Here is a 22,367-nt window from a genome sequence, read left to right as displayed (position 1 = left end):
CGGCAAGGGGGCTTTCTCCGTTCAGGGCTGCAAGGTTACGCGGCGACCGGCTCGTTGGCGGCCTTGGCCGGAGCGGCGGTGGGCTGGACCACGCCCTGCGGGGCGGGCAGCGGCGCCGGGCGCGGGGTGCCGGCAGGCAGCATGTCGCCGATCGCGAGACCCACGGCCATCAGGTTGGGCACAGCCATCGCAGTCAGCAGGATCGCCCACAACTCCAGCGACAGGGTGCCCAGCGGGTTGGCGAACCAAGCGGTCACCGCGGAGACCAGCAGGGCACCCGACAGCCAGGCTTCCGGCTTGGCGCAGAAGGCCCCCTGGGTCCGCTTGCCGCCCTTGGCGGTGACGCGGAAGGCGTCGCGCTTGCGGACCACGCCGCGGAGCGCGGCCAGCGCCACCGTGGTGGACAGCGCCATGCCCACGGCGCAGGCCCCGAAGCTCTCCTTCCACGAGTTGCCGGAGGCGTAGCGCGAGGCCAGCAGGCTCGACCCGGCGCGCAGGACCAGGGCGCCCAGCACCGCGGCGGTGGCCTGGACCGGCGGCAGGTGCAGCGGCAGAACCAGCGAGGCGAAGGTCCAGGTGACCGCCGCACCGGCGGCGAGCACGCCCACCGCGTCCGACCACCAGCGCGCCCAGTTGGTCAGGTAGCCGATCTTCTGGCCGACCGTCAGCTCCGTGGCGCCGGGCAGGAACTTCCGCCAGTGGGCGCGCAGGATCTGGGTGGAGCCGAAGACCCAGCGGTCGCGCTGCTTGCGGAACTGCATGAAGTTGTCGGGGGCGAGGCCCTGACCCAGACGCTCGTCCGTGTAGGCGGCGCGGTAGCCGGCCGACAGGATGCGGATGCCCAGCTCGGTGTCCTCGCAGATGCCCTCTTCCGACCAGCCGCCGACCTGTTCCATGGCGGAGCGGCGCAGCATGATCATCGTGCCGTGGCAGACGAAGGCCTGGGAGGTCAGACCCTCCTGCATGCCGACGTCGAAGAAGGGGCGGTACTCGGCGGTCATGGCGGCCTTCAGCGGCGTCTCATGACCGTCGCGGTGCTCCTGCGGCGCCTGGACGATGCCGACGCGCGGGTCGGCGAAGGTCGGGGCCAGCTTGTTCAGCCAGTCCGGCTCCACCGTGTAGTCGGCGTCGAGCACGGCGACGATCTCGGCGCGCGGGTCGGTGTGGCGCAGCGCGGCGTTCAGGGCGCCGGCCTTGAAGCCGCTGATCGTCTTGTACCAGTGGAACTTGAACTTCGGACCCAGCTCGGCGCACAGCTCCTCGACCGGGCGGACCAGCGCCTCGTCCTCGGTGTTGTTGATGAGGACGACGACCTCATAGTCCGGGTAGTCGACGCGGGCCAGCGAGGTCAGCGTGGCGGCCAGCACGTCGGGCTGCTCGCGGCAGGCGGCGATGTGCACCGACACCATCGGCTTGTGCTCCGGTACCGCGGGAACCCGCGGCAGCAGCGCCGGGGCGCGGCCAGTGAACAGGCGACGGACCACCTCGGTCAGGTCGGCGAAGGCCACCGACATCATCAGCGCGCCCAGCAGGAAGGCGGAGCCCCAGGTGGTTGCAGCACCAAAGGTGAAATATTCGGCGTAGGCGCCGGCGACGGCCGAGCCGACGCCGAAGCCGACGATGTTGGCGCCCACCGACGCGGCCAGCGCGTAGGTCATGTTGGTGCGGCGGCGGAAGGCGGCGAAGGCCGACAGTGCGAGGCCGAGGGCCAGCGCCACGGCGGCACCCGCACGGTCGCCCCAGGGGGCCGGGACGTCGCCGGCCAGCGGCCATTTCGGCGCGCGGTCGGCGTCGAGCACGCCCCAGGTCGGGCCGGGCGAGCCTTCGATGCTGGACTTCCACACGCCGTCGAACGCCTCGACCACGTTGTAGTCGATGCCCAGCATCCCCGCCTCGGCGGCGAAGTTGCGGACGACGAAGGCCTGGGCCTGCGGCGTCGGGTAGGCGTCGTGGAAGTTCTCGCCGCCCGACGGCCAGCCCACCTCGCCCACGAACAGCGGCTTGCCCGGATGCGCCTTGCGCACGGTGTCCAGCCGGTCACGAATCCAGGTCAGCGCGTTCTCCACGGGTACGCCTTCCCAGTAGGGCAGGACGTGGACGCCCATGTAGTCGGACGCCGCGATGGTCTCCTTGGCCTTGACGATCTCCGACCACACGTCGGCGGTGCCGACCTTGATGTGCTTCGGCACGCCGGCGCGGACGCGGCGGATGTAGGAGGCCAGCTCCGTGTCGGTCAGCTCGGCGCGCAGCAGCGTCTCGTTGCCGACCACGACGCGCTCGATGCCGCGCACGGTGCGGGACAGCACGATGGCGCGGGCGACCTCGCGCTCGTTGCGGGCCTTGTCGTCGCTCAGCCAGACGCCCAGCGTAACGTCCAGGCCATGCTTGGCGGCGATGGCCGGTACGTCGCCCTGGGAGCCGAGCGTGGAATAGGTGCGCACACCGTCGGCGAAGCCGGCGATGGCGGTCATGTCCCGGTCCAGTTCCACCGCATCGACCACCGGCTGGTGGTTGGGGTCGTAGCTGCGGCCCGAGGGGGAGTAGGAGACGGATTCGATGCGACCCGGCACGGCGTCCACAGGAGTGGGCGCGTTGCGCCAGGACCAGAAGGACGCGTGGCCGGCAGTCACGGCGAGCATCGCCGCGGCCAAGGCCGCAGACCGGATCGAACGCTTCGGGTTGCTCATGTGGGGATTTCGCAAGCCTGGGTGAGATGGGTGGCGGGCGCCACCGGACACACTGACGAACGTGCGCTGCAAAAAACTATTCCCGCGCCCACGTCGAATTTTTTACGGGTGGCTGCCCGGATTACCAAATTGGGAACGGCCACCGTCCCGCTCCTGTTGGCATCACCAACCGCAACGACGGGAGACGACGAAATGACCGGCAAAAAGGTCGATGTGACCGCGCTGGAGGAAACTATGGACGAGGTGGTCGAAACCCTCGACCTCGCCGAGCAGGCCGCCGGCTATGTCCGGAAGGAGAGCAGCGACCCCATGGACCAAGCCCGCGCCGCCGCCGTGCAGAAGCAGGCCGAAGCCATGCTCGACGCCGCAGAGCAGGCCGCCTCCGGTGGCGAACGGCCACAGCGCAGCAACCCCTCCCCCCTGCCGGGCATGCGCCGCCCGCCGCTGGTGAATTGAACGTACTGGAAACTTTGCCCCCACCCTAACCCTCCCCCGCTGTCGCAGGGGAGGGAACTGACGCTGATTCGCAGAAGGCACCCTCCCCTGCGTGAGCGGGGGAGGGCCGGGGGTGGGGGCAAAAAGCGACTAAGCGCCCTCCGCCGACGCCCCGCCCACCATTCGCTTCTGACCCTCCGGACACAGCTCCAGGAGAACGCAGCGCTCGCAGGCCGGGTTGCGGTAGAAGCAGACCCGCTGCCCGTGCAGCATCATCACCTCGTGATGGTCGTAGATCTGCTGGGCCGTCCACTCCGGGGGAAGCCGCGCCTCCAGAATGGTGTGCGACGGGCCGACCGCCACGCTGGACGGGATCAGCCCGGTGCGCACGGCGACGCGGTGATGGTGGCTGTCCACCGGCAAGGCGGGGCGGCGCAGGCTGCTGAAGCTCATCACCGCGGCGCTGGTCTTCGGGCCGACGCCGGGAAGCGCCTGCAGCCATGCCCGCGCCTCCGGCACCGTCATCCCCGCCAGGAAATCCAGGGAAAGCTCGCCGCGCAGCTCGGTGATCCGTCGCAGGATCGCCTGAATGCGCGGCGCCTTCTGCTCCGGCCACGTCACCCCGGTGATGACCGTCTCGACCTCCGCCGGGTCGGCGTCGCGGACGGCCGCCCAATCCTCCCCCCAGCGCGCCCGCAAGGCACGGAAGGCGGCACCGGACGCCGCGTTGCGCGTGCGGTGCGACAGCAACGAGGACACCAGTTCGCTGAGCGGGTCGAGCGCACGGAAATAGGCGATCGGGCAGCCGAAGATCAGGCAGAGCCGGCGGTGGATCTCCAACAGCTTCTCATCCGGCAAAACCGAAGCCGGCAAAACCGAAGCCGGCAAAACCGAGGCCGGCAATGCCGTGGGCGACAGCGCGAAGGACGCTTGGTCGTCGTTGGCCTTGAGACGGCGCTTCACGGGGCCGTCACACCGCCGGACCGATCACCGTCCGGCAGCATCAGCCCCTCGTCCGCTGCCATGGCGCGGGCGCGCGAATCAGCCTGCACGGCGCGGGCGGTGCTGCGGGCACGGTCCTGGACCCGCCGGAAGGCCCGGATCAGGGCCTGAGCCTCCGCCCGCTCCTGCTCGTCGCGCCGCGATTCCGCGGCTTCCGACGCGGCGATCTTGCCGGCGGTGGACCGCTGCGTCTCGCTGTAGCCGAAGAGACCGGGCTCCCAGCGTTTCAGGTTGGCATAGGCCAGGGCACGAGCGGCGCCATCCAGCCCCTGCCCCTCCTCCCAGGCGGCGCGGGCGGCGTGCAGCTCGTCGGCCAGCACCCGCTGGGGCGGGCGCGGCGGCGGCGGCGGCGGTTGGTGCAGCCGGGTGCGCGCCGCCTTCAGGGCGGCCACGCGGTCCGGATCGTCACGCCAACGGCGGGCGTCCGCGGCGGCATCGCGCCACGCGCCGATGAGCCGTTCCGGATCGGGTGCGGTGTCCCGCTTCGTCGATGCCATGGCCCTCCCCGTTGCAAGGGAAACGAACGCAATGCTTTCGTCGTCAAGCATCTATGCCATGGTGCCGCAAAGGCCAGACCCGGAAGGGCGGTAATCCCGAGGGTGCGGTCAGTCCGTCGCCCTACCCAGCAGATAGTCGATGTCCCCGCCTTCAAGTGCACTGATGAGACCGGTGCCCTCGATGGTTGCGTCGGACAGGTTGCCTTTGCGCCGTTGCAAGTCGAGGATGCGCTCCTCCACCGTGTCGGCGGCGATCAGCTTGTAGACGAAGACCGGCTTGTCCTGCCCGATTCGGTAGGCGCGGTCGGTCGCCTGATCCTCCGCCGCCGGGTTCCACCAGGGATCGTAGTGGATCACCGTGTCCGCCGCCGTCAGGTTCAAGCCGCGCCCGCCCGCCTTCAGGCTGATGAGGAAGACCGGCACCTCGCGGTTCTGGAAGCGGTTGACCGGCTCCGCGCGGTCCAGCGTGCGCCCAGTCAGCTCGACATAGCCGATCTTCGCCTCCTCCAACCGCAGCTTGATAAGGTCGAGCATGGAGGTGAACTGCGAGAAGATCAGAATACGCCGGCCTTCCGGCACCATCTCCAGCACCATGTCGGTCAGGGCGTCGAGCTTCGCGGTCTCCTTCACCTTGCCGGCGGCGGGGATCTTGACCAGACGCGGGTCGCAGCAGACCTGCCGCAGCTTCAGGAGCGCGTCGATGATGGTGATGGCGTTGCGCGACACTCCGCTGACCGCCAGCGCCGCCCGCACCGTCTCGTTCACCGATAGGCGGATGGTCTCGTAGAGGTCGCGCTGCGCCGGCTCCAGGTCGATGCGCACCACCACCTCGGTCTTCGGCGGCAGCTCCTTGGCCACGGCCTCCTTGGTGCGGCGCAGCAGGAAGGGGCGGATGCGGCGCATCAGCTGTTTGGCGCGGGTGCCGTCGGCGCGCTTCTCGATAGGCGTGCGGTAGCGGCGCCCGAACTCCTTGCGGTCGCCGAGCAGGCCGGGCATCAGGAAGGCGAACTGGCTCCACAACTCGCCGAGATTGTTCTCCACCGGCGTGCCGGACAGGCAGAGTCGATTGCGGGCGTTCAGCGCGCAGACGGCACGGGTCGCCTTGCTGTCCGGGTTCTTGATGGCCTGCGCCTCGTCGAGGATCAGCAGATGCCAGTCCCGGCGCTTCAGCACCTCGACGTCGCGGCCGACCACGCCGTAAGTGGTCACCACGATGTGGGCGCGGTCGAGGTCGCCCAGCTTCTCGTGCCGGTCCAGACCGTGCAGCACGACCACCCGCAGGTGCGGCGTGAAGCGCTGCGCCTCGGCCACCCAGTTGGGGACGAGGCTGGTCGGAACGACGACGAGGCAGGGGTCGGTCAGCCGGCCCTCCTTCTCCTCCATGGCAATGTGGGCCAGCGTCTGGGCCGTCTTGCCCAGGCCCATGTCGTCGGCCAGGATGCCGGCCACCCGGTTGGCCCGCAACCCCTGCATCCAGGCGAGGCCGACGCGCTGGTAGTCGCGCAGCGTGCCCTGGAAGCCCGGCGGCGGGTCCATTTCCGCCGGCATCTCCTGCTCCTGGATGGTGCGCAGGTAGCGGTCGATCTGGCCGGTGTCCTCGGTGCGCCGGGCGATCAGGTCGTCGATGTCCAGAAGGCCGTCGGCCTCGGTCAGCGGCACCTTCAGCGTGTCGTCGAGCCGCCGCCCGCTGTCGAGCATCGATTCCAGGACGCTCATCAACCGCTCGACCCGCTCCGCCGGCAGGGCCAGAACGTTGCCGTCGTCCAGCACCAGATGGGCGCGCCCGTCGATGACGCGGGTCGCCTCCATGCCGCCGCGCTCGATCAGCGTCGCCAGGATGGGCAGCAGGGCGCGGCGCTCCCCGTCGATCTCCACGCCGACGTCAAGGTCGAACCAGCCGTCGCCGGAATCGCGCACGGCGACCGCGACATCCTCGTTCGCCTCGACGACGCGGGTGCCGAAGTCGGCGCCGATCTTGACGGTCCAGCCGTCCTTGCGCAGGGCCGGCACCTCAGTGGTGAGGAAGGCCGACCAGCGCTCATCGGCGTCCTTGCCGGTCAGCCAGTGCACGCGGGTGCCGCGGGCGTTCAATTGGCCCTTGGGCGGCTCGATGCGCGCCTGGGCGAAGCCGAAGGCGGCCAACCTTTCCAGCGCCCCCTGCTCCAACGCCTTGTCGCGGCGGACGAAGACCGCCCCGGCGGGCTCCTCGACGCGGGCGAACTGGCGTTGGTCGTCGGGCTCGATCTCCGACGGCGAATCATCCTCGCCATAGTCGAAGGCCAGCCGCAGCACGTCCACCAGACCGCCGTCCGGGGACACCACCCGGCCCAGCCGGGCGACGACGCGCGGATCGCGCTCGACGATGGTGGCGGCGGGGTCGGAGCCCATGCGCACGCCGCCGGGCATGCCCGCGGCGAAGGCGGAGGCCGCCGGGAAGTCCGGGCGCTCGGGCGCCGATCGCACCGGCGCGGGCCGAGCGGAGGCTTTTAGGGGCGCCGCCTTAAGGGGTGTTGCCTTCGAAGGAATCGTCTTCGCAGCGGGCGGAGGGACCGCAGTCTTGGGCTTCGGCACCTCGACGACCTGCAACTCGACGGGGCAGACGGTGCCGGCCTTCGGATCGACGCACCAGTAGCCCAGACCCTTGATCAACGCGGCGCCGGGCGGCAGGCCGGTGGGGCGCAGCTTGCGCGTCGCCGGATCGCGGAAGGCGCGGATGGTCATCCCCGCCCCCTCCGCCAGCACCGTGCCGCCGCGCCAGCGCAGCCGCCCGCAGCCGAGCAGGCGGCGCAGGATGCGGTCCACCACGTCGCCGCGGCTCTTGGCGACCGGCGTGCGCACCACCCCGCCTCCGCCGAGCATCCGGGCGATGGCACGGTCCACGTCGCCGTCCAGGCTGCGCGGCGCGCGGGCCAGAACGTCGCGCGGGCTGGCCGGTGTGGACACGTCGTCGCCCTCCCCCGCCCCCTCCACCGCAATGACGGCGGAGACGAACATGGCCGCGTCATCCTTGCCCGGCTCCAGAGTCCAGCGGACGCTGAGCACCGGATCGGGCGGCGGCGGCGGCGGCACCGGTTCCGGAAGCGGCGCCGGTGCAGGGGCCTGATCGGGAACCGCCTGGAGCGCCGGGGGCTCCGCCGCCGGGGGGGCGTCGAACAGGGACATCTGCCGCCCTTCCGGGCGGGCGTCCAGCGTCATCAGCGCCGCCGCGGCCATATGGGCGCAGGCGTTGCGCCCGCAGGTGCAGCTCTTGTCGAAGACCACCCGGCTGCGCCCGCGCACCGGAACGACGGTCACCGACAGCGTCCGGCCGAGGTCGGTGACCGTGGCGGCGATCCGCGCTTCCGCCTCCAGGAGCGTCACCGCCCCGGTCAGGATGAGCGTGCGCCCGCGCTGCAGCGTCTTCGCATCGAAGACGCGCGCCAGATCCTCCTGCGAAAAGGAGACCGTCGCGCTGGCGGTGACGGCGGCGCGAGGAAGGGAACCGAACAGCGACATGGGCCGGAAGGGATACCGAAAAGGCAGAACGGGTCAGGAACGGGGGCGTCGGTATAAGCCCACACCATGCCCCGTCGCAAGCCCGCTCTCAACCCTCAACCGATGCCGCAAGGCAAACATTCCGGTTGCCAAGTCCAGGGAAGACCAACCCTGGACGGTCGCTGTATCCGGCAAGGAAAACAGCCGCTACAGGCGTTCCAGGAAACTGTTCAGCGGCGGCATCGGGCCGCAAACCGGAGATTCCTCACGGAGCAGATAGGCGAAATGCTTCAGCATCGGCTCCGCGTTGGTGCGGTCGCCGAGCGCGTAGGTGGCGACGCCGAACAGAACGACCAGGGCGAGGACCAGCGGGCTGAGGTTCAGCCGCGACGGGGTCATCCGGTTGAAGCTCTGCGCGAAGGCCGCCACAGCCAGCCCGCCGAGGACGAGCCCGACCACCACCTCCGTCACCGAATGGTAGCGCAGCAGGATTCGCGACGCCGCGACGCCCCCCACCAGCCCGAGGGCGCCGAGGACCACCACGCCACGCCGCCAGCCGTCCAGCGAACGCGCCGCCATCACCCCGACCGCCCCATAGACGGCGGCGGCGAGGGCGGCGTGGCCGCTGGGGCTGGTCAGCCGGTCGTCGAACAGGCGGATGCCGCAGGCGTGCCCCAGGATCTTCAGAAGCGCCACCGAGCCCATCAGCATGGCCAGCACGGCCAGCCAGCGCGCCGCCGAGACCGCCGAATGGCGGCGCCACAGCATCACGATCAGGATGCCTGCCACCGGCAGCACGAAGGATGTGCTGCCGAGAAGCGAGATCGCCTTGTTGACGTGCCAGAGGTTCAGATGTCCCACGGTCCTCGCCGCTCCCTTTCCATTCAGCGCATGCGAACGAGCATCCCGTCCCGGTAGTTCCAGGCCGCCGTGCTCTTTCCGTCCGAAGCCGGCAGCGAAACGGTCAGCGTCCGATCCGCCTGCTCCACCTTCGGCGCGTCGCTGCAGGTCCCGAACGGCAGCGAGACGGAGGCCTTGGTCCCGCCGAGGTCGAGCACGCGGAAGCGCGCGGCGCATTTGCCGTCCACGCTTTCCTGAAGCAGCACCAGCCAGCGCCCTTCCATGTTGTAGGCGTTCACGAAGGACAGGGTGCGCCCCTCACGGTCCTCGTAGACGACGCGGTCGTTGACGGTCACCTGGATGACCTTCGGACCGAGTTCGACCATCTGGACGACCTCGTTGCCGATGGCCGCGGACACCAGCACCGCGGCGCCGGACCGGTCGTCCGCCGCCTGTGCCGTCGCGATTGCCGCCGCCCCGATCGTTGCCGTCACGGAAAGCGCCGTCAGCAACCCCACCGGCCCCATAACGGCGCGGCTCAGAAACGTCATGCCCATAGCTGTTCTCAAATGCCCTTCTGGCTGGTCGCTCTCCACGCCAAGGTAAGCCCAACCGCCGCCATTCTGTAGTCCGTCAAAGGGCTGACATCCGCTTGCCGGAAAAATTTCACGAGCCGGACGATTTTGGTTGCCTTCCGGTCACGGCCCGATTAAAAACCGCGCCACCGCAGACGACGGCCTCGCCGACGCCGCGGCAGAGAGAAGCGCCCGTAGCTCAGCTGGATAGAGCACCAGACTACGAATCTGGGGGTCAGGAGTTCGAATCTCTTCGGGCGCGCCACTCTCCTCTTCCCTTAATAACCTCAACGACACTTCGCTGAACGCGGTTGGATCAGGTGATTCGACGGCGTTATTGTCGTTTTTGGCAAGTGGCGCTGGGACAATGGTGACGCGATCTTGTACTGCCTGCAGCAGAAAGCGGCATCCTACCAACCAACGACGATGCTGCGGCGGGCGATAGGGAAATGAGCGGCCGATCGGCTGCTTTCCCATCAACGTGCTTTTCCCCTTACAGGGACAGCCAACCCCTTGAAAGATTGGTGGGCCCGGCCGGATTCGAACCGACGACAACACCGTTATGAGCGGCGCGTTCTAACCGCTGAACTACAGGCCCCCACCGAGGGATGCCGAATGTGCCCAGAACCGGGAGCTTATGCAACCCCGTTCGACAGAGGCCGCCACCAAAATGAAGACACCAAAAACGAAAACAGGGGACCCGAAGATCCCCCGCTTTCCATACGACCGCTATCCGTGCGGAGCTTGCGCTCCCGGAAACCTCAGGTGTCCAGGAAGCTGCGCAGCTTGCGCGACCGCGACGGGTGCTTCAGCTTGCGCAGGGCCTTCGCCTCGATCTGGCGAATGCGCTCGCGCGTCACGTTGAACTGCTGGCCGACCTCTTCCAGCGTGTGATCGGTGTTCATGCCGATGCCGAAGCGCATGCGCAGCACACGCTCCTCGCGCGGGGTCAGCGAGGCCAGGACGCGGGTCGTCGTCTCGCGCAGGTTCGCCTGGATGGCGGCGTCGAGCGGCAGGACCGCGTTCTTGTCCTCGATGAAGTCGCCGAGATGCGAATCCTCCTCGTCGCCGATCGGCGTTTCGAGGGAGATCGGCTCCTTGGCGATCTTCAGGACCTTGCGGACCTTCTCCAGCGGCATCATCAGACGCTCCGCCAGCTCCTCCGGGGTCGGCTCGCGGCCGATCTCGTGCAGCATCTGGCGGCTGGTGCGGACCAGCTTGTTGATCGTCTCGATCATATGGACCGGGATGCGGATAGTCCGCGCCTGGTCGGCGATCGAGCGGGTGATCGCCTGACGGATCCACCACGTCGCGTAGGTCGAGAACTTGTAGCCGCGCCGGTACTCGAACTTGTCCACCGCCTTCATCAGGCCGATGTTGCCCTCCTGGATCAGGTCCAGGAACTGCAGGCCGCGGTTCGTGTACTTCTTCGCGATGGAGATCACGAGGCGCAGGTTGGCCTCGACCATCTCCTTCTTCGCGCGGCTCGCTTCCTTCTCGCCCTTCTGGACGGTGGAAACGATGCGCCGGAACTCGCTGATCGGCAGCTTGGCCTCATCCGAGATGCTCGACACGCCGTCGCGCGTCTTGCGGATGTCGGCCTCGTACTTGTCGTAAAACTTGCCCCAGGTCTTGGGGTTCAGACCACGGATGCGCTCCAGCCAGTTCGGGTCGAGTTCGTGCCCGAAATAGTGGTTGAGGAAGTCCTCGCGCTTCACGCGGCAGTCGGTCGCCATGCGCAGCAGCTTGCCTTCGAAACCGGTCAGCTTACGGTTCAGGGCGTAGAGCTGCTCGACAAGCTGCTCGATGCGCTGGTTGTTCAGGCGCACCGTGTTCATCAGCTCGACCATCTCGGTCTTGAGCTTGTCGTACTTCTTGTCCGACTGCTTGGCCACGTCCTCGCCGCGCTGGATGGCCGCGATGCGGCCCTCGTGCAGCTTGTGCAGCTTGTCGTAGGTGGTCTTGATCTTCTCGAAGGTCTCGATGACCTGCGGCTTCAGCGCGGCTTCCATGGCCGACAGGGACAGGCTGTTGTCGCCGTCCTCGTCGCCTTCCTCCTCGCTTTCGCCCTCGGGGCGCGGCGGACGCTCCTCCTCGGTCTCCTGCGGGGCGGCTTCCACCGGCTCGGCCAGACCTTCGGGAATTTCCTCACCGTCCGGACCGCCGCCATAGGTGGCGTCCAGGTCGATGATGTCGCGCAGCAGCATCTTCCCTTCCATGAGGGCATCGTGCCACTCGAGGATGGCGCGGATGGTCAGCGGCGATTCGCAAATCGCCCCGATCATCATTTCGCGCCCGGCCTCGATGCGCTTGGCGATGGCGATTTCGCCCTCGCGGGACAGCAGTTCGACCGATCCCATCTCGCGCAGATACATGCGCACGGGGTCGTCGGTGCGGCCGATGTCGTCGTCGTCCAGATTGCCGGCGGACCGGCCTTCGCCCTCGCCGTCGGCGTTGGCGTTGCCTTCCGCGTCCTGCTCTTCCGATTCGACGATGTTGATGCCCATCTCGGAGAGCATGGCCATCGTGTCTTCGATCTGTTCGGAAGACGACGTATCCTGCGGCAGGGCAGCGTTCAGCTCGTCATAGGTGACGTAGCCACGCTCCTTGCCGCGGGCGATCATCTTCTTGACGGCAAGACCCATGCCGTCCATGAGCGGGCCGTCGCCGGCCTCGTCCCGGGCTTCGGAAACTTCAACGCTGTTCGCAGCTTTCGTGGCCATGCGATCGATGCCCCCGCATTACCCCATTATAAAAACCCATAGCACGCATCGCAGCGGCCCCCCGCTGTCGATCCGCACCTGCTTAAACCGGTTGTGAACCGTTCCGGACCTTGTCCGAACAGACCCCTCCGGGTCTCATTCCCTCCGGCCCTTCCCTTCCGCACCACGCCCGGCGGCGCCGGCCGCTAGGCATCGTCGAGATCCTCGTCATCCGTCATACCCATTCCGGACCTGATGACCTCCTGTTGAAGGGCCACGACCCGCGCGAAGTTCGCCTCGCTGTTGTCACGGGCCAAAGCCGCCTCCGCTTCTCTCAAATCGGCCATCACCTGCCTGTGATGCAGGTGATGCCATGTCGGCCACCACCCCCGTTTCGCGTCCAGGGAGGACGCGTCCGGGCGTGCAAAGCCGGCATGGACATAGGTCGACTCGCTGAGCAGAGAGCGGACAATGGTATCATAGCCGGCGGAAGACAAGTGGCGACAAAGCGATGCTGCGTCAAGTCCCGAGTCGTTTTCCCGCCGTTCGGCAAGCAATCCGATGACCGCTTGGCGCAATTCCTCCAGTTCCCGGTCGGGAAACGGCAGCATGCCCAGCGATTCGCCCAACTCATCAAACAACTCGGGATGATTGATGATCACGGCGAGCAGAACGCGCTCCCGCGCGGCGGCCAGATTGCCGGGGTTGCGACGGCGGTGGCCGGGCGGCGGTGCGGTGCGCAGACCCGGCAGGCCCGGCGTGTGCCGGCGCGTCTGCTGGCCGAAGCGTCCGCCCCCCTGCCCCCCGCCTTGCCAGGAGCCCCCCGGAACCCAGGGGCCGCGGTCGTTGCGCTGGCGCGGCGGCGGGGCGAAGGCTTCGTCGACGCGGCGGCGCATCTCCGTGCGGTAGAAGGACTGCACGTCGCGGTCGGCGATCTGCCCAACCCGCGAGTCCAGCGCCGCCTTCACAGCCGCCTTGGATTCCGGGGTGCCGGTGGGCTTGCCCTCGGTCTCCATGCGCCAGACGGCCTCGGACAGCGGGATGGCCTCGGCCAGCACCTCCTGCATGGCGCGGGGACCGTGCAGGCGGATCAGGCTGTCGGGGTCCTCCCCCTCCGGCAGGAAAGCGACGCGGGCGGAATGACCGGGGGCGAGGTGCGGCAGGATGCGTTCCACCGCCCGCCACGCCGCCCGGCGCCCGGCGTTGTCGCCGTCGAAGCAGAGGAAGGGGACCTTCTCCGCGTCGGGAATCAGCTTCCACAGCTCCTGGATCTGCGTCTCGGTCAGGGCGGTGCCGAGCGGCGCCACGGCGCCCTCGAAGCCGGCGCGGACCAGCGCGATGACGTCCATGTAGCCTTCGGCGACGATCACCGGCTTGCCGTCCGCCGCCGCCTGCCGCGCCCGCGACAGGCCGTACAACAGCGTACCCTTGTGGAACAGCGGCGTGTCGGCGGTGTTGACGTATTTCGGGCCGTCGCCCTCCAGGATGCGCCCGCCGAAGGCGACCACCCGGCTGCGCCGGTCGGTCACCGGGAAGATCACCCGGTTGCGGAAGAAGCTGTAGGGCGTGCGCCCGTCGTCCGGCCGCTTCAGCAGGCCGGCGGTCACCATGTCCTCTTCCGAGAAGCCCTGCTTCAGAAGCTGGCCGCGCAGCGCACCGGAATCGGCGGGGGCGAAGCCCAGGCGGAAACGCGCCATGCCGTCGGTGTCCAGCCCGCGGCGCTGGAAATACTCCAACCCGGCGCGGCCCGCGGGGGCGTAGAGCTGCTGCTCGAACCAGCGGGCGGCCTGCTCCACCAGATCGTGCAGCGTCTTGCGCCGCTCGTAGCGCTGCTTGTCCTCTTCCGTGGCGCGGGGAACCGGCATCCCCGCCTCGCCGGCCAGCGCCTCCACCGCCTCCGGAAAGGCGAGGTTGTCGTGGCGCATGACGAAGCCGATGATGTCACCGTGCGCCCCGCAGCCGAAGCAGTGGAAGAAGCCCTTCTGGTCGTTGACGTAGAAGGAGGGCGACTTCTCATTGTGGAAGGGGCACGGCGCCTTGTACTCGCGGCCGGCGCGGATCAGGCGCAGGCGCTTGCCCACCACGTCCGACAGGGCGAGACGGGTGCGAAGCTCTTCCAGGAATTGGGGCGGGAAGGCCATGGTCGGGCGGCACCCGTGCTAGATCGGCGACCGCACCGTCAGCAGGCCGAGAGCTGCTGCTTCACGGTGCCGCTGACCTTGGCGAAGTCCATCTGGCCGGCGTAGCGCGCCTTCAGCTCCGCCATCACCTTGCCCATGTCCTTAATGCAGGTGGCGCCGATCTCGTCCACCACCGTCTTCACGGCGACGGCCACCTCCTCCTCCGACATCTGCTTGGGCAGGAAGCCCTCGATGATGGTGATCTCCTCGCGCTCCTGCTCGGCCAACTCCAGGCGGCCACCCTGCTCGTACAGCTTGATCGACTCGCCGCGCTGCTTGATCATCGTCTGCAGCATGGAGAGGATCTCAGCCTCGTCGATGCCGTCGGTGACGCCGCGCGAACGCGCCGCGATGTCACGGTCCTTCAGCGCGGCCAGGATCAGGCGCACGGTCGAGACGGCGCGCTGGTTCTTGGCGAGCATCGCCTGCTTCAAAGCCTCGTTCAGGCGCGTGCGCAGCATTGCGTGTGTCCTTCGTGTTCGTCAGGTGTGTTCATCAGGTCGAAACGATAACGGCCGCTCGGCAGCATCCGCACCGTCCCCATCCGTGGGGTGGTGCGGGAGACGCGGCGCGAACCGGCAATATTCCTAAATTTGCGCCGGATTGCCACGTCAATTCCGAAGAACCGCTTCACGCCCCCAACCGCCCTTCCAACAGCCAAGCCCCACCGGTGAAGCACGGCGATTATGCAAACGCGCCGCTGGAAATCGGGGTACCAATCGTCATATACGGTTGACCGGCTCACCCGTCCCGACTAATCGATCCAGGCTCAGACACCCGACCGCAAGGAAACGGGATGGAGGGGCACGGACCGACGACGACGCGTGCGCCCAGCGGGGCGGGACGCGGCGCCGACGTTCCGCGAAGCAGGAATATGTGGCCCGCGGCGGCTCTTGATAAGGTCTGAAGGATGGCTCAATCGACTCTCCCGGCGGGCGATGCCGGCGCTTACACCGGTGTCCTGGTTCTGGCCGACGGCACCGTCTTCAAGGGCCGAGGCATCGGTGCGGTGGGGGATTCGGTGGGCGAGGTGTGCTTCAACACCTCGATGACCGGTTATCAGGAAATCCTGACCGACCCCAGCTACGCCGGGCAGATCATCACCTTCACCTTCCCCCACATCGGCAACACCGGCGCCAACCCGGAAGACATCGAGACGGTGACCCCCGCCGCGCGCGGCCTGATCCTGCGCGCCGACGTCACCGACCCTTCGAACTGGCGCGCCACGCGCCATCTCGACGACTGGCTGAAGAGCTACGGGCTGGTCGGTCTGGCCGGGGTGGACACCCGCCGCCTGACCCGCCGCATCCGTGACCTCGGCGCGCCGAACGGCGTCGTCGCCCACGCGCCGGACGGCAAATTCGACCTCGACGCTCTGGTCGCCAAGGCCAAGGGCTGGCCGGGGCTGGAGGGCATGGACCTCGCCAAGGACGTCTCGTGCCGCCAGACTTACGGCTGGGATGAGGGCGCCTGGACGCTCGGCGCCGGCTACGCCACGCAGGAGAGCCCGCGCTTCCACGTCGTGGCGATCGATTTCGGCGCCAAGCGCAACATCCTGCGCTGCCTCGCGGCTGCCGGCTGCAAGGTGACCGTGGTCCCGGGCACCGCCACCGTCGAGGATGTGATGCGCCACAAGCCGGACGGCGTCTTCCTGTCGAACGGCCCCGGCGACCCCGCGGCCACCGGCGAATACGCCGTGCCGACGATCAAGGGCCTGCTGGACACCGGCCTGCCGATGTTCGGCATCTGCCTGGGCCACCAGATGCTCTCGCTGGCGCTGGGCGCCAAGACGAAGAAGATGCCGCTGGGCCACCGCGGCGCCAACCATCCGGTGAAGGATCTGGCTTCCGGCCGAGTGGAGATCACCAGCCAGAACCACGGTTTCGTGGTGATGGAGGAGACCCTGCCCGCCGATGCCGAGGTGACCCACGTCAGCCTGTTCGACGGCACCAACGAGGGCATCCGGTTGAAGAACAAGCCGGTCTTCTCGGTGCAGTACCACCCGGAGGCCTCGCCCGGCCCGCAGGACAGCCACTATCTGTTCGACCGCTTCGTGGCGTTGATGGACGGCAAGCAGACGGTCTGACGCCCGGCGGACGCACCGGCCGATGATGGGAGAGGAGCCGCTTGCGGCTCCTTTTTCTTGTTCAGCCGTCCGGTCACGCGGAGCCGCCGCCCGTCTCCTTTTTTGCCCAACCGACACCCCCCTATCGGGCGGGTTGGCTGATTTTTCCACCCCCTTCGATAAAAACCCTGCTCCGTCAAAGGTGTGTCCTTTGCTGCCGGACTCTGCGATGGTTACGGGCGCGCCCCTCGCCTTGCATACCGGAGCATGACATTCCTTGCCTGTGCACGCTCAGGATGACAACGCACCCGCCATGAACGACGGCGGCCTGGGCGACGACCAGCCCCGGGCCGGCGGCCTGTCGCTCCGCACCGGGCTGGTGCTGCTGGTCATGGCGGCGCTGCTGCCGATGCTGGGATTCGCCGGCTGGACGGTCTTCCGCATGGCCGAGACGCAGAGCGCCGCAATCGAGCGATCCGGCCAGGATCTGGCCCGGACGCTGGCCGTCGCCATCGACCGCGAACTCATGGCGATGGAGACGGCGCTCCAGGTGCTCACCACCTCTCCCCACTTGGTGAAGGGCGATCTCGCGGCTTTCCACAGGCAGGCGACCGAGGTGCTTCAGCACAAGGGCTCCCGGCGCGAGGGCGTCCATATCGTGCTAAGCAACGCCCAAGGCCAGCAGCTGATCAACACGCGCCGCCCGTTCGGGGAGCCGCTTCCCCGCACCGCGGTTACGGGCCTCGTCCGGCGGACGGCGGACAGCGGTCAGACCCAGATTTCCGAGATCTTCACGGGCGTCGTCGCCCAACGCCCCCTGGTCGCCGTCGCGTTGCCGATCACGCGGAATGGACCCTCGGAGCATGTGCTGGCCATGAGCATCCCAACCGAGATGTTCATCGAGGTGCTGCGCCAGCAAAGCCTTCCGGAGGGATGGATCGCCGCCCTGTGGGACCGGCAAGGCGTCGTCATCACCCGGACCGCGGCCTCCGACACCTTCACCGGCACGCCGATTTCAGCGGAGGTGTTCCGCCGGACCGCCTCGGCGAGTTCCGGGACCTTCACCGCCGTGGCGCGGGACGGCACGCCGCTGTTCAACGCCTTCGCCCGGTCGGAGCTGTCGGGCTGGACCGTCGCCGTCGGCGTGCCGCAGAGGCTGATCGCCGAACCCATGCGCCGCTCGGTCACGCTGGTGTTGTGCGGCGGCGGAATCCTGCTGCTGGTCAGCTTGGCGATGGCTCTGGCGGTCGGGCGGCGCATCGCCGATCCGGTCGCGGCGTTGGCCGGTTCCGCCCTGGCGCTGGGGCGCGACGGCCCGCACGCATCGCCGGTGATGACCGCCCCCGCGCCGATCCGCGAGGTCAACGCGGTGGCCGGCGCGCTGAACCGGGCGGCCCGCCGCCTGCGCGACAGCGAGGCGCAGCAGCGGCTGGTCATGGAGGTCGTCGGGCTGGGCGTCTGGCGCTTCGACATGCGCAGCCGCCGCTTCCACGGCTCGGACCACACCGCCGCCCTCCTGGGCGTCCCGGTGCTCGACGGCGCCTCGGTCGAATCCTGGATTCGCAACGTCGCGGCGGACCACCGCAATGCCATCCGCGCCGCCCTTTTCCGCGACGCCCCGTCGAAGGGCGAGCTGGAAGCGGAATTCCCCGTCGGCTCGCCCGACGGGCAGGTGCGCTGGCTGGCCATGCGCGGGTCCTGCCTGACCGACCCGGACGGCACCACCCGCGCCGTCGGCATCCTGGAGGACGTGACGGAGCGGCGGCGCGCCCACGAGATGCAGTTGGGCGAACTGGTGGACCGCCACGCCTCCGACCGCCGCCTGTTCGCCGCGATCATCGAAAGCTCCACCGACCTGATCGTCGCGGTGGACCAGGAGCTTCGTTACATCCTGTTCAACGGCGCCTACCAACGGGAGGTCGAGGCGCTGTACGGCCACCGCCCGGCCATCGGTCAGCGCCTGCTGGAGATGATGGAGCATCTGCCCACCGCGCAGGTCACCACGGAATCCCTGTGGAGCCGCGCGCTGGGCGGAGAGCGCTTCACCATCGTGGAGGAGTTGGGCGACCCCACCCTGCAGCGCAAGCGCTACGAGCTGGCCTTCGGCACGATCCTGGACTCCAGCGGGCGGCGCATCGGCGCCTATCACGTCGCCCGCGACGTCGAGGAACGGGAGCGCACCGGCCAGGCCCTGCGCGAGATCGAGGAGACGCTGCACCAGGCCCGCAAGATGGAGGCCATCGGCCAGCTCACCGGCGGCATCGCCCACGACTTCAACAACCTGCTCCAGGCCATCGGCACCTCGCTCTACCTGCTGCGCGCCGCGGGGGAAAACGGTGGAGCCAGCCATCCCCAAGCCCTCGACATGGCGGAGAAGGCGGTGGAGCGCGGCGCCACCCTGACCCAGCATCTGCTGGCCTTCTCCCGCCGGCAGCGGCTGGAACCGAAGACGGTCGACGTCGGCGCCCTGGTCACCGGCATGGGCGGGCTGCTGGAGCGCACACTGGGCGGCACCACCCGCATCGTGACGGAGACCGAGCCCAGCCTGTGGCCGGCGCGGGTCGACCCGAACCAGCTCGAAATGGCCATCCTCAACCTCGCAATCAACGCGCGGGACGCTATGGCGGCGGGCGGCACCCTGACCATCCGCACCGGCAATTGCCCGGACGACATGGAGGGACGGCCGCTCGACCTCGCCGCCGGGGACTGCGTGTCCATCGCCGTCGCCGACACCGGCAGCGGGATGAGCGAGGAGACGGCGGCGCGCGCCTTCGAACCCTTCTTCACGACGAAGGGCGTCGGGCACGGCACCGGCCTGGGCCTGTCGATGGTGCACGGGCTGGCCGCGCAATCCGGCGGAACGGTGGTCCTGACGACCCGGCTGGGCGCCGGCACAACGGTGACGCTGTATCTGCCGCGGGCCGACGCCGAGGAGGATGCCACCCCGGACGCCGAGCTTCCCGCCGCCGTCCAATCCCCGCCCCGCCCCGCCACCATCCTGCTGGTGGAGGACGAGGCGCTGGTCCGCATGGCGACCGCGACGGTTCTGGAGCACGCCGGTTTCCGCATCATGGAGGCGTCGAGCGGCCCCGACGCGCTGGACGCCTTCGCCCGCGACCCGGAGGTGGACCTCGTGCTGACCGATTACGCGATGCCCGGCATGACGGGGTTGGAACTGGTGCGGGAGTTGCGCGCCCGGCGCCCCGGCCTGCCGGTCCTTATGGTCACCGGCTATGCGGAGATCCAGCGGGCTTCGGCGCTGGACGGGTTGCCCATCCTGCAGAAACCCTATCAGGCCGACGAGCTGGTCACACGCATCCGCGCCGCCCTGCCCGTGGCGCCATCAGCCTGACGGCCGCCGCCCGAACGGACGCCATGCCGCCGCCTGCCCCTTCGCATCCGCCCTCGTCCCAACCGCCTTGCCCACTCTGCGGCCGCCCGATGGTGCCCGGCCCCAGCCTGAACGAGCACCACCTGATCCCGCGCACCTACGGCGGGCGGGACACAGTGACCATGCACCGCATCTGCCACGCCAAGATCCACGCGGTGCTGAGCGAGGCGGAGCTGCGCGACCATTACAACACCATCGCCAGCCTGCGCGCCCACCCGGACATTGCCGCCTTCCTGCGCTGGGTGTCCCGCAAGCCGCCGGAATTTATCGACCGTCACGCCTCCGGGCGCGGGCGCCGTCGGTGACGCACCGCTCGATAGGTCACACGCGCCCGAGGTAACGGTTGATCTCGCCGTTGCAGGATTGGCTGATCCGCTCGTATTCGGCGGGGGTGTCGATGCGGGCCTGACGCGCGTTCCGCTCGCGCCCGAACTCCTCCATCAGCTGGCGCATCGCCGCCTTGATCGGCTGCTCGATCGCCGCCATGACCTGCCGCTCGGAGCGGCCCTGGGCCGGTCGGGCACGGCCGACCACATCCTCCAGCCGACGCTTCAGGACCGGCACATACTCGCGCAGAAGCTGCTCGTCCACCGTGACGTGGCGCATCTCGTGGGCCAGGACCTCGCCGTGGATGCAACTGCCCTGCGGCAGCTCGCGGGCGACATAGACGGTCCGCTCATCGTAGCCGAAGGTGACGGTCAAGGTCTGGGCCGCGCCGCAGTAGCGGCCCTGCCCCAGCGACGCCGTCATGACGCCGGCCTGCCATTGCTGATTGTACTGAATGGCCGCCAGCCCCAGCGTATGGGAATTGGCGGTCCGCCCCGCGACGGGCCGCCGCCCCGGCTTCTGGGCCAGCTGGCGGATCGACTGGCTGTAATCGGTGCGCAGCGGGGCGATCTGCAGATCAAGGACCACGCGGGCCGGCGCGAAGTCCGGACAGGCAGCGACCCCGCCCTGGGCAATCATGGTTTGGGCCGTCGCGGTTTGCGCGGCCGCGGGCTCGGAAAAGCCGAACCCTCCCCCACCCAGGCACAGGAGCGTCAGAAGGCCGGCGCGCAGACGCGGTCGAAACGGGCGGAGGTTCATTCCGCCTATGTCGGTGCGGCCCCCGCCGACGGCAAGGGCCGCGACGCCGGACCTCAGCGCTTGCCCGGGTAGAGGAAGCGGGCCTTCAGCGTGCCTTCGATGGCGCGCAGGTCGCTCGCCACCTCGTTCTCGTCCACGTCGCCGTCGACATCCACCACGACGTAGCCCAGCTCCGGGTCGGTCTGGAGATACTGCGCGGCGATGTTCAGGTTGCGGCCCGAGAAGACCTCGTTGATCTTGCGCAGCACGCCCGGACGGTTCTCGTGGACGTGCAGGAAGCGGGTGCAGCCGGCATGGACGACCGGCAGGCCGACCTGCGGGAAATTCACCGCCCCCATGGTCGAGCCGTTGTCCGAATACTCGATCAGCTTCTGCGACACCTCGGTGCCGATGTTGGCCTGCGCCTCCATCGTCGAGCCGCCGATGTGCGGGGTCAGGATGACGTTGTCGAGCCCGCGCAGCGCGCTCTCGAACACCTCCTTGTCGCCGCCCGGCTCCTTGGGGAAGACGTCGATGGCGGCGCCCAGCAGATGCTTGTCCTTCAGGGCGGCGGCCAGCGCCTCGATCACCACGACCTTGCCGCGGGCGGCGTTGATCAGGTGGGCGCCCTTCTTCATGGCGCGGATCTGCGCCTCGCCGATCATGTCGCGGGTCTGCGGCGTGTCGGGAACGTGCAGCGTCACCACGTCGGACACCGCCAGCAGTTCCTCCAGCGAGTGGCAGGGCTGCGCGTTGCCAAGGGCCAGCTTGTTCACGACGTCGTAGTAGCGGACCTTCATGCCCATCGACTCGGCCATGATCGACACCTGGGTGCCGATGTGGCCGTAGCCGACGATGCCCAGCGTCTTGCCGCGGATCTCGTAGCTGTCCTTGGCCGACTTCATCCAGCCGCCGCCATGCACGAGGTTCGACTTCGAGAAGATGCCGCGCATCAGCATGATGATCTCGCCGATCACCAGCTCCGCCACCGACCGGGTGTTCGAATAAGGCGCGTTGAAGACCGGGATGCCGAGTCGTCGCGCAGCCTTCAGATCGACCTGATTCGTGCCGATGCAGAAGCAGCCGACGCTGAACAGGCGGCTCGCGGCCTCCAGCACCTTGGCAGTCAGATGGGTGCGCGAGCGGATGCCCAGCATGTGGACGGACCCGATGCGCTCCAGCAGCTCCGATTCGTCCAGCGCATGCGGCAGACGCTCCACGGTGGCGTAGCCGCCATGCGCCAACTCGTTGATGGCGTTGTCGTGAACGCCTTCGAGCAGCAGGATGTTGATCTTGTCCTTGGAGAGCGAGAGCTTCGTCACGGCCGGAATCCGTCGAAATGAATGGCCCCGCACGCGGCGGGCCGCCAATAATGCGAGCGCGCAAGGTAATGCCAAGCGCCGGCCTTGTCACGCGAGGGATGTTGCGCTGCCGCCGCCATTCCGCATGGCGGG

The 22,367-nt window shown here is 68.7% G+C and carries 16 protein-coding genes and 2 tRNA genes; 5 read left to right on the top strand and 13 right to left on the bottom strand.

Annotation, left to right across the window (positions count from 1 at the left end; all coding sequences use genetic code 11):
- Positions 1–35: 35 nt before the first annotated feature.
- Positions 36–2,687 (bottom strand): glycosyltransferase, encoded by a 2,652-nt coding sequence (locus tag H1Q64_RS09175; RefSeq protein ID WP_237903241.1) that lies wholly within the window; start codon positions 2,685–2,687, stop codon positions 36–38.
- A gap of 192 nt (positions 2,688–2,879) precedes the next feature.
- On the opposite strand from H1Q64_RS09175, the gene H1Q64_RS09170 reads away from it, so the two are divergent.
- Positions 2,880–3,143 (top strand): hypothetical protein, encoded by a 264-nt coding sequence (locus H1Q64_RS09170; protein WP_038526977.1) that lies wholly within the window; start codon positions 2,880–2,882, stop codon positions 3,141–3,143.
- A gap of 129 nt (positions 3,144–3,272) precedes the next feature.
- On the opposite strand, the gene H1Q64_RS09165 is transcribed toward H1Q64_RS09170, so the two are convergent.
- The 5 genes from H1Q64_RS09165 to H1Q64_RS09145 form a co-directional block, all read right to left on the bottom strand.
- A complete protein-coding gene (locus H1Q64_RS09165) occupies positions 3,273–4,085 on the bottom strand; it encodes an endonuclease III domain-containing protein (protein ID WP_237903240.1) in 813 nt (270 codons plus the stop codon).
- The gene (locus H1Q64_RS09160) at positions 4,082–4,621 is read right to left on the bottom strand and encodes a hypothetical protein (RefSeq protein WP_237903239.1); all 540 of its coding nucleotides are present in this window, start codon (positions 4,619–4,621) and stop codon (positions 4,082–4,084) included. The genes H1Q64_RS09165 and H1Q64_RS09160 overlap by 4 nt, the downstream gene beginning before the upstream one ends.
- A gap of 108 nt (positions 4,622–4,729) precedes the next feature.
- Positions 4,730–8,116: a DEAD/DEAH box helicase gene (locus H1Q64_RS09155; RefSeq protein WP_237903238.1), complete on the bottom strand. Its 3,387-nt coding sequence runs from the start codon at positions 8,114–8,116 to the stop codon at positions 4,730–4,732.
- Between the two features lie 186 nt (positions 8,117–8,302).
- Positions 8,303–8,956: a phosphatase PAP2 family protein gene (locus H1Q64_RS09150; protein WP_237903237.1), complete on the bottom strand. Its 654-nt coding sequence runs from the start codon at positions 8,954–8,956 to the stop codon at positions 8,303–8,305.
- 23 nt (positions 8,957–8,979) lie between these two features.
- Entirely contained in the window at positions 8,980–9,486 is a 507-nt protein-coding gene (locus H1Q64_RS09145; protein ID WP_201044682.1) for a hypothetical protein, read from the bottom strand.
- 212 nt (positions 9,487–9,698) lie between these two features.
- Between H1Q64_RS09145 and H1Q64_RS09140 the strand changes: the two genes are divergently transcribed.
- Positions 9,699–9,775: transfer RNA gene (locus H1Q64_RS09140), tRNA-Arg, on the top strand.
- A gap of 257 nt (positions 9,776–10,032) precedes the next feature.
- On the opposite strand, the gene H1Q64_RS09135 is transcribed toward H1Q64_RS09140, so the two are convergent.
- From H1Q64_RS09135 to H1Q64_RS09115, 5 genes are all read right to left on the bottom strand, one after another.
- Positions 10,033–10,108: transfer RNA gene (locus tag H1Q64_RS09135), tRNA-Ile, on the bottom strand.
- Positions 10,109–10,271: 163 nt separating this feature from the next.
- Positions 10,272–12,233, bottom strand: a complete 1,962-nt coding sequence (gene rpoD, locus H1Q64_RS09130) for an RNA polymerase sigma factor RpoD (RefSeq protein ID WP_237903236.1) — start codon at positions 12,231–12,233, stop codon at positions 10,272–10,274.
- Positions 12,234–12,418: 185 nt separating this feature from the next.
- On the bottom strand, positions 12,419–14,353 hold the full coding sequence (gene dnaG / locus H1Q64_RS09125; protein ID WP_237903235.1) for a DNA primase: 1,935 nt from the start codon (positions 14,351–14,353) through the stop codon (positions 12,419–12,421).
- A gap of 38 nt (positions 14,354–14,391) precedes the next feature.
- On the bottom strand, positions 14,392–14,853 hold the full coding sequence (locus H1Q64_RS09120) for a GatB/YqeY domain-containing protein (RefSeq protein WP_237903234.1): 462 nt from the start codon (positions 14,851–14,853) through the stop codon (positions 14,392–14,394).
- Positions 14,835–15,026: a hypothetical protein gene (locus tag H1Q64_RS09115; RefSeq protein WP_237903233.1), complete on the bottom strand. Its 192-nt coding sequence runs from the start codon at positions 15,024–15,026 to the stop codon at positions 14,835–14,837. Before H1Q64_RS09115 ends, H1Q64_RS09120 begins: the two co-directional genes overlap by 19 nt.
- A gap of 276 nt (positions 15,027–15,302) precedes the next feature.
- On the opposite strand from H1Q64_RS09115, the gene carA reads away from it, so the two are divergent.
- The 3 genes from carA to H1Q64_RS09100 all read left to right on the top strand — a co-directional run bounded on the left by carA (position 15,303) and on the right by H1Q64_RS09100 (position 20,153).
- Positions 15,303–16,478 (top strand): glutamine-hydrolyzing carbamoyl-phosphate synthase small subunit, encoded by a 1,176-nt coding sequence (gene carA / locus H1Q64_RS09110; RefSeq protein ID WP_237903232.1) that lies wholly within the window; start codon positions 15,303–15,305, stop codon positions 16,476–16,478.
- Positions 16,479–16,770: 292 nt separating this feature from the next.
- Entirely contained in the window at positions 16,771–19,809 is a 3,039-nt protein-coding gene (locus tag H1Q64_RS09105) for a response regulator (RefSeq protein ID WP_237903231.1), read from the top strand.
- 89 nt (positions 19,810–19,898) lie between these two features.
- Positions 19,899–20,153 carry a restriction endonuclease gene (locus H1Q64_RS09100; protein ID WP_035674916.1) on the top strand — a complete coding sequence of 85 codons (255 nt, stop codon included), beginning with the start codon at positions 19,899–19,901 and terminating at the stop codon, positions 20,151–20,153.
- A gap of 16 nt (positions 20,154–20,169) precedes the next feature.
- On the opposite strand, the gene H1Q64_RS09095 is transcribed toward H1Q64_RS09100, so the two are convergent.
- Positions 20,170–20,814, bottom strand: a complete 645-nt coding sequence (locus H1Q64_RS09095; protein WP_052584279.1) for a hypothetical protein — start codon at positions 20,812–20,814, stop codon at positions 20,170–20,172.
- A gap of 173 nt (positions 20,815–20,987) precedes the next feature.
- Positions 20,988–22,235: a phosphoglycerate dehydrogenase gene (serA, locus tag H1Q64_RS09090; RefSeq protein WP_237903230.1), complete on the bottom strand. Its 1,248-nt coding sequence runs from the start codon at positions 22,233–22,235 to the stop codon at positions 20,988–20,990.
- Positions 22,236–22,367: the final 132 nt, after the last annotated feature.

The organism is Azospirillum brasilense (genome assembly GCF_022023855.1).
GTDB lineage: Bacteria > Pseudomonadota > Alphaproteobacteria > Azospirillales > Azospirillaceae > Azospirillum > Azospirillum brasilense_F.
This window is presented reverse-complemented; position numbering and strand designations above follow the sequence as displayed.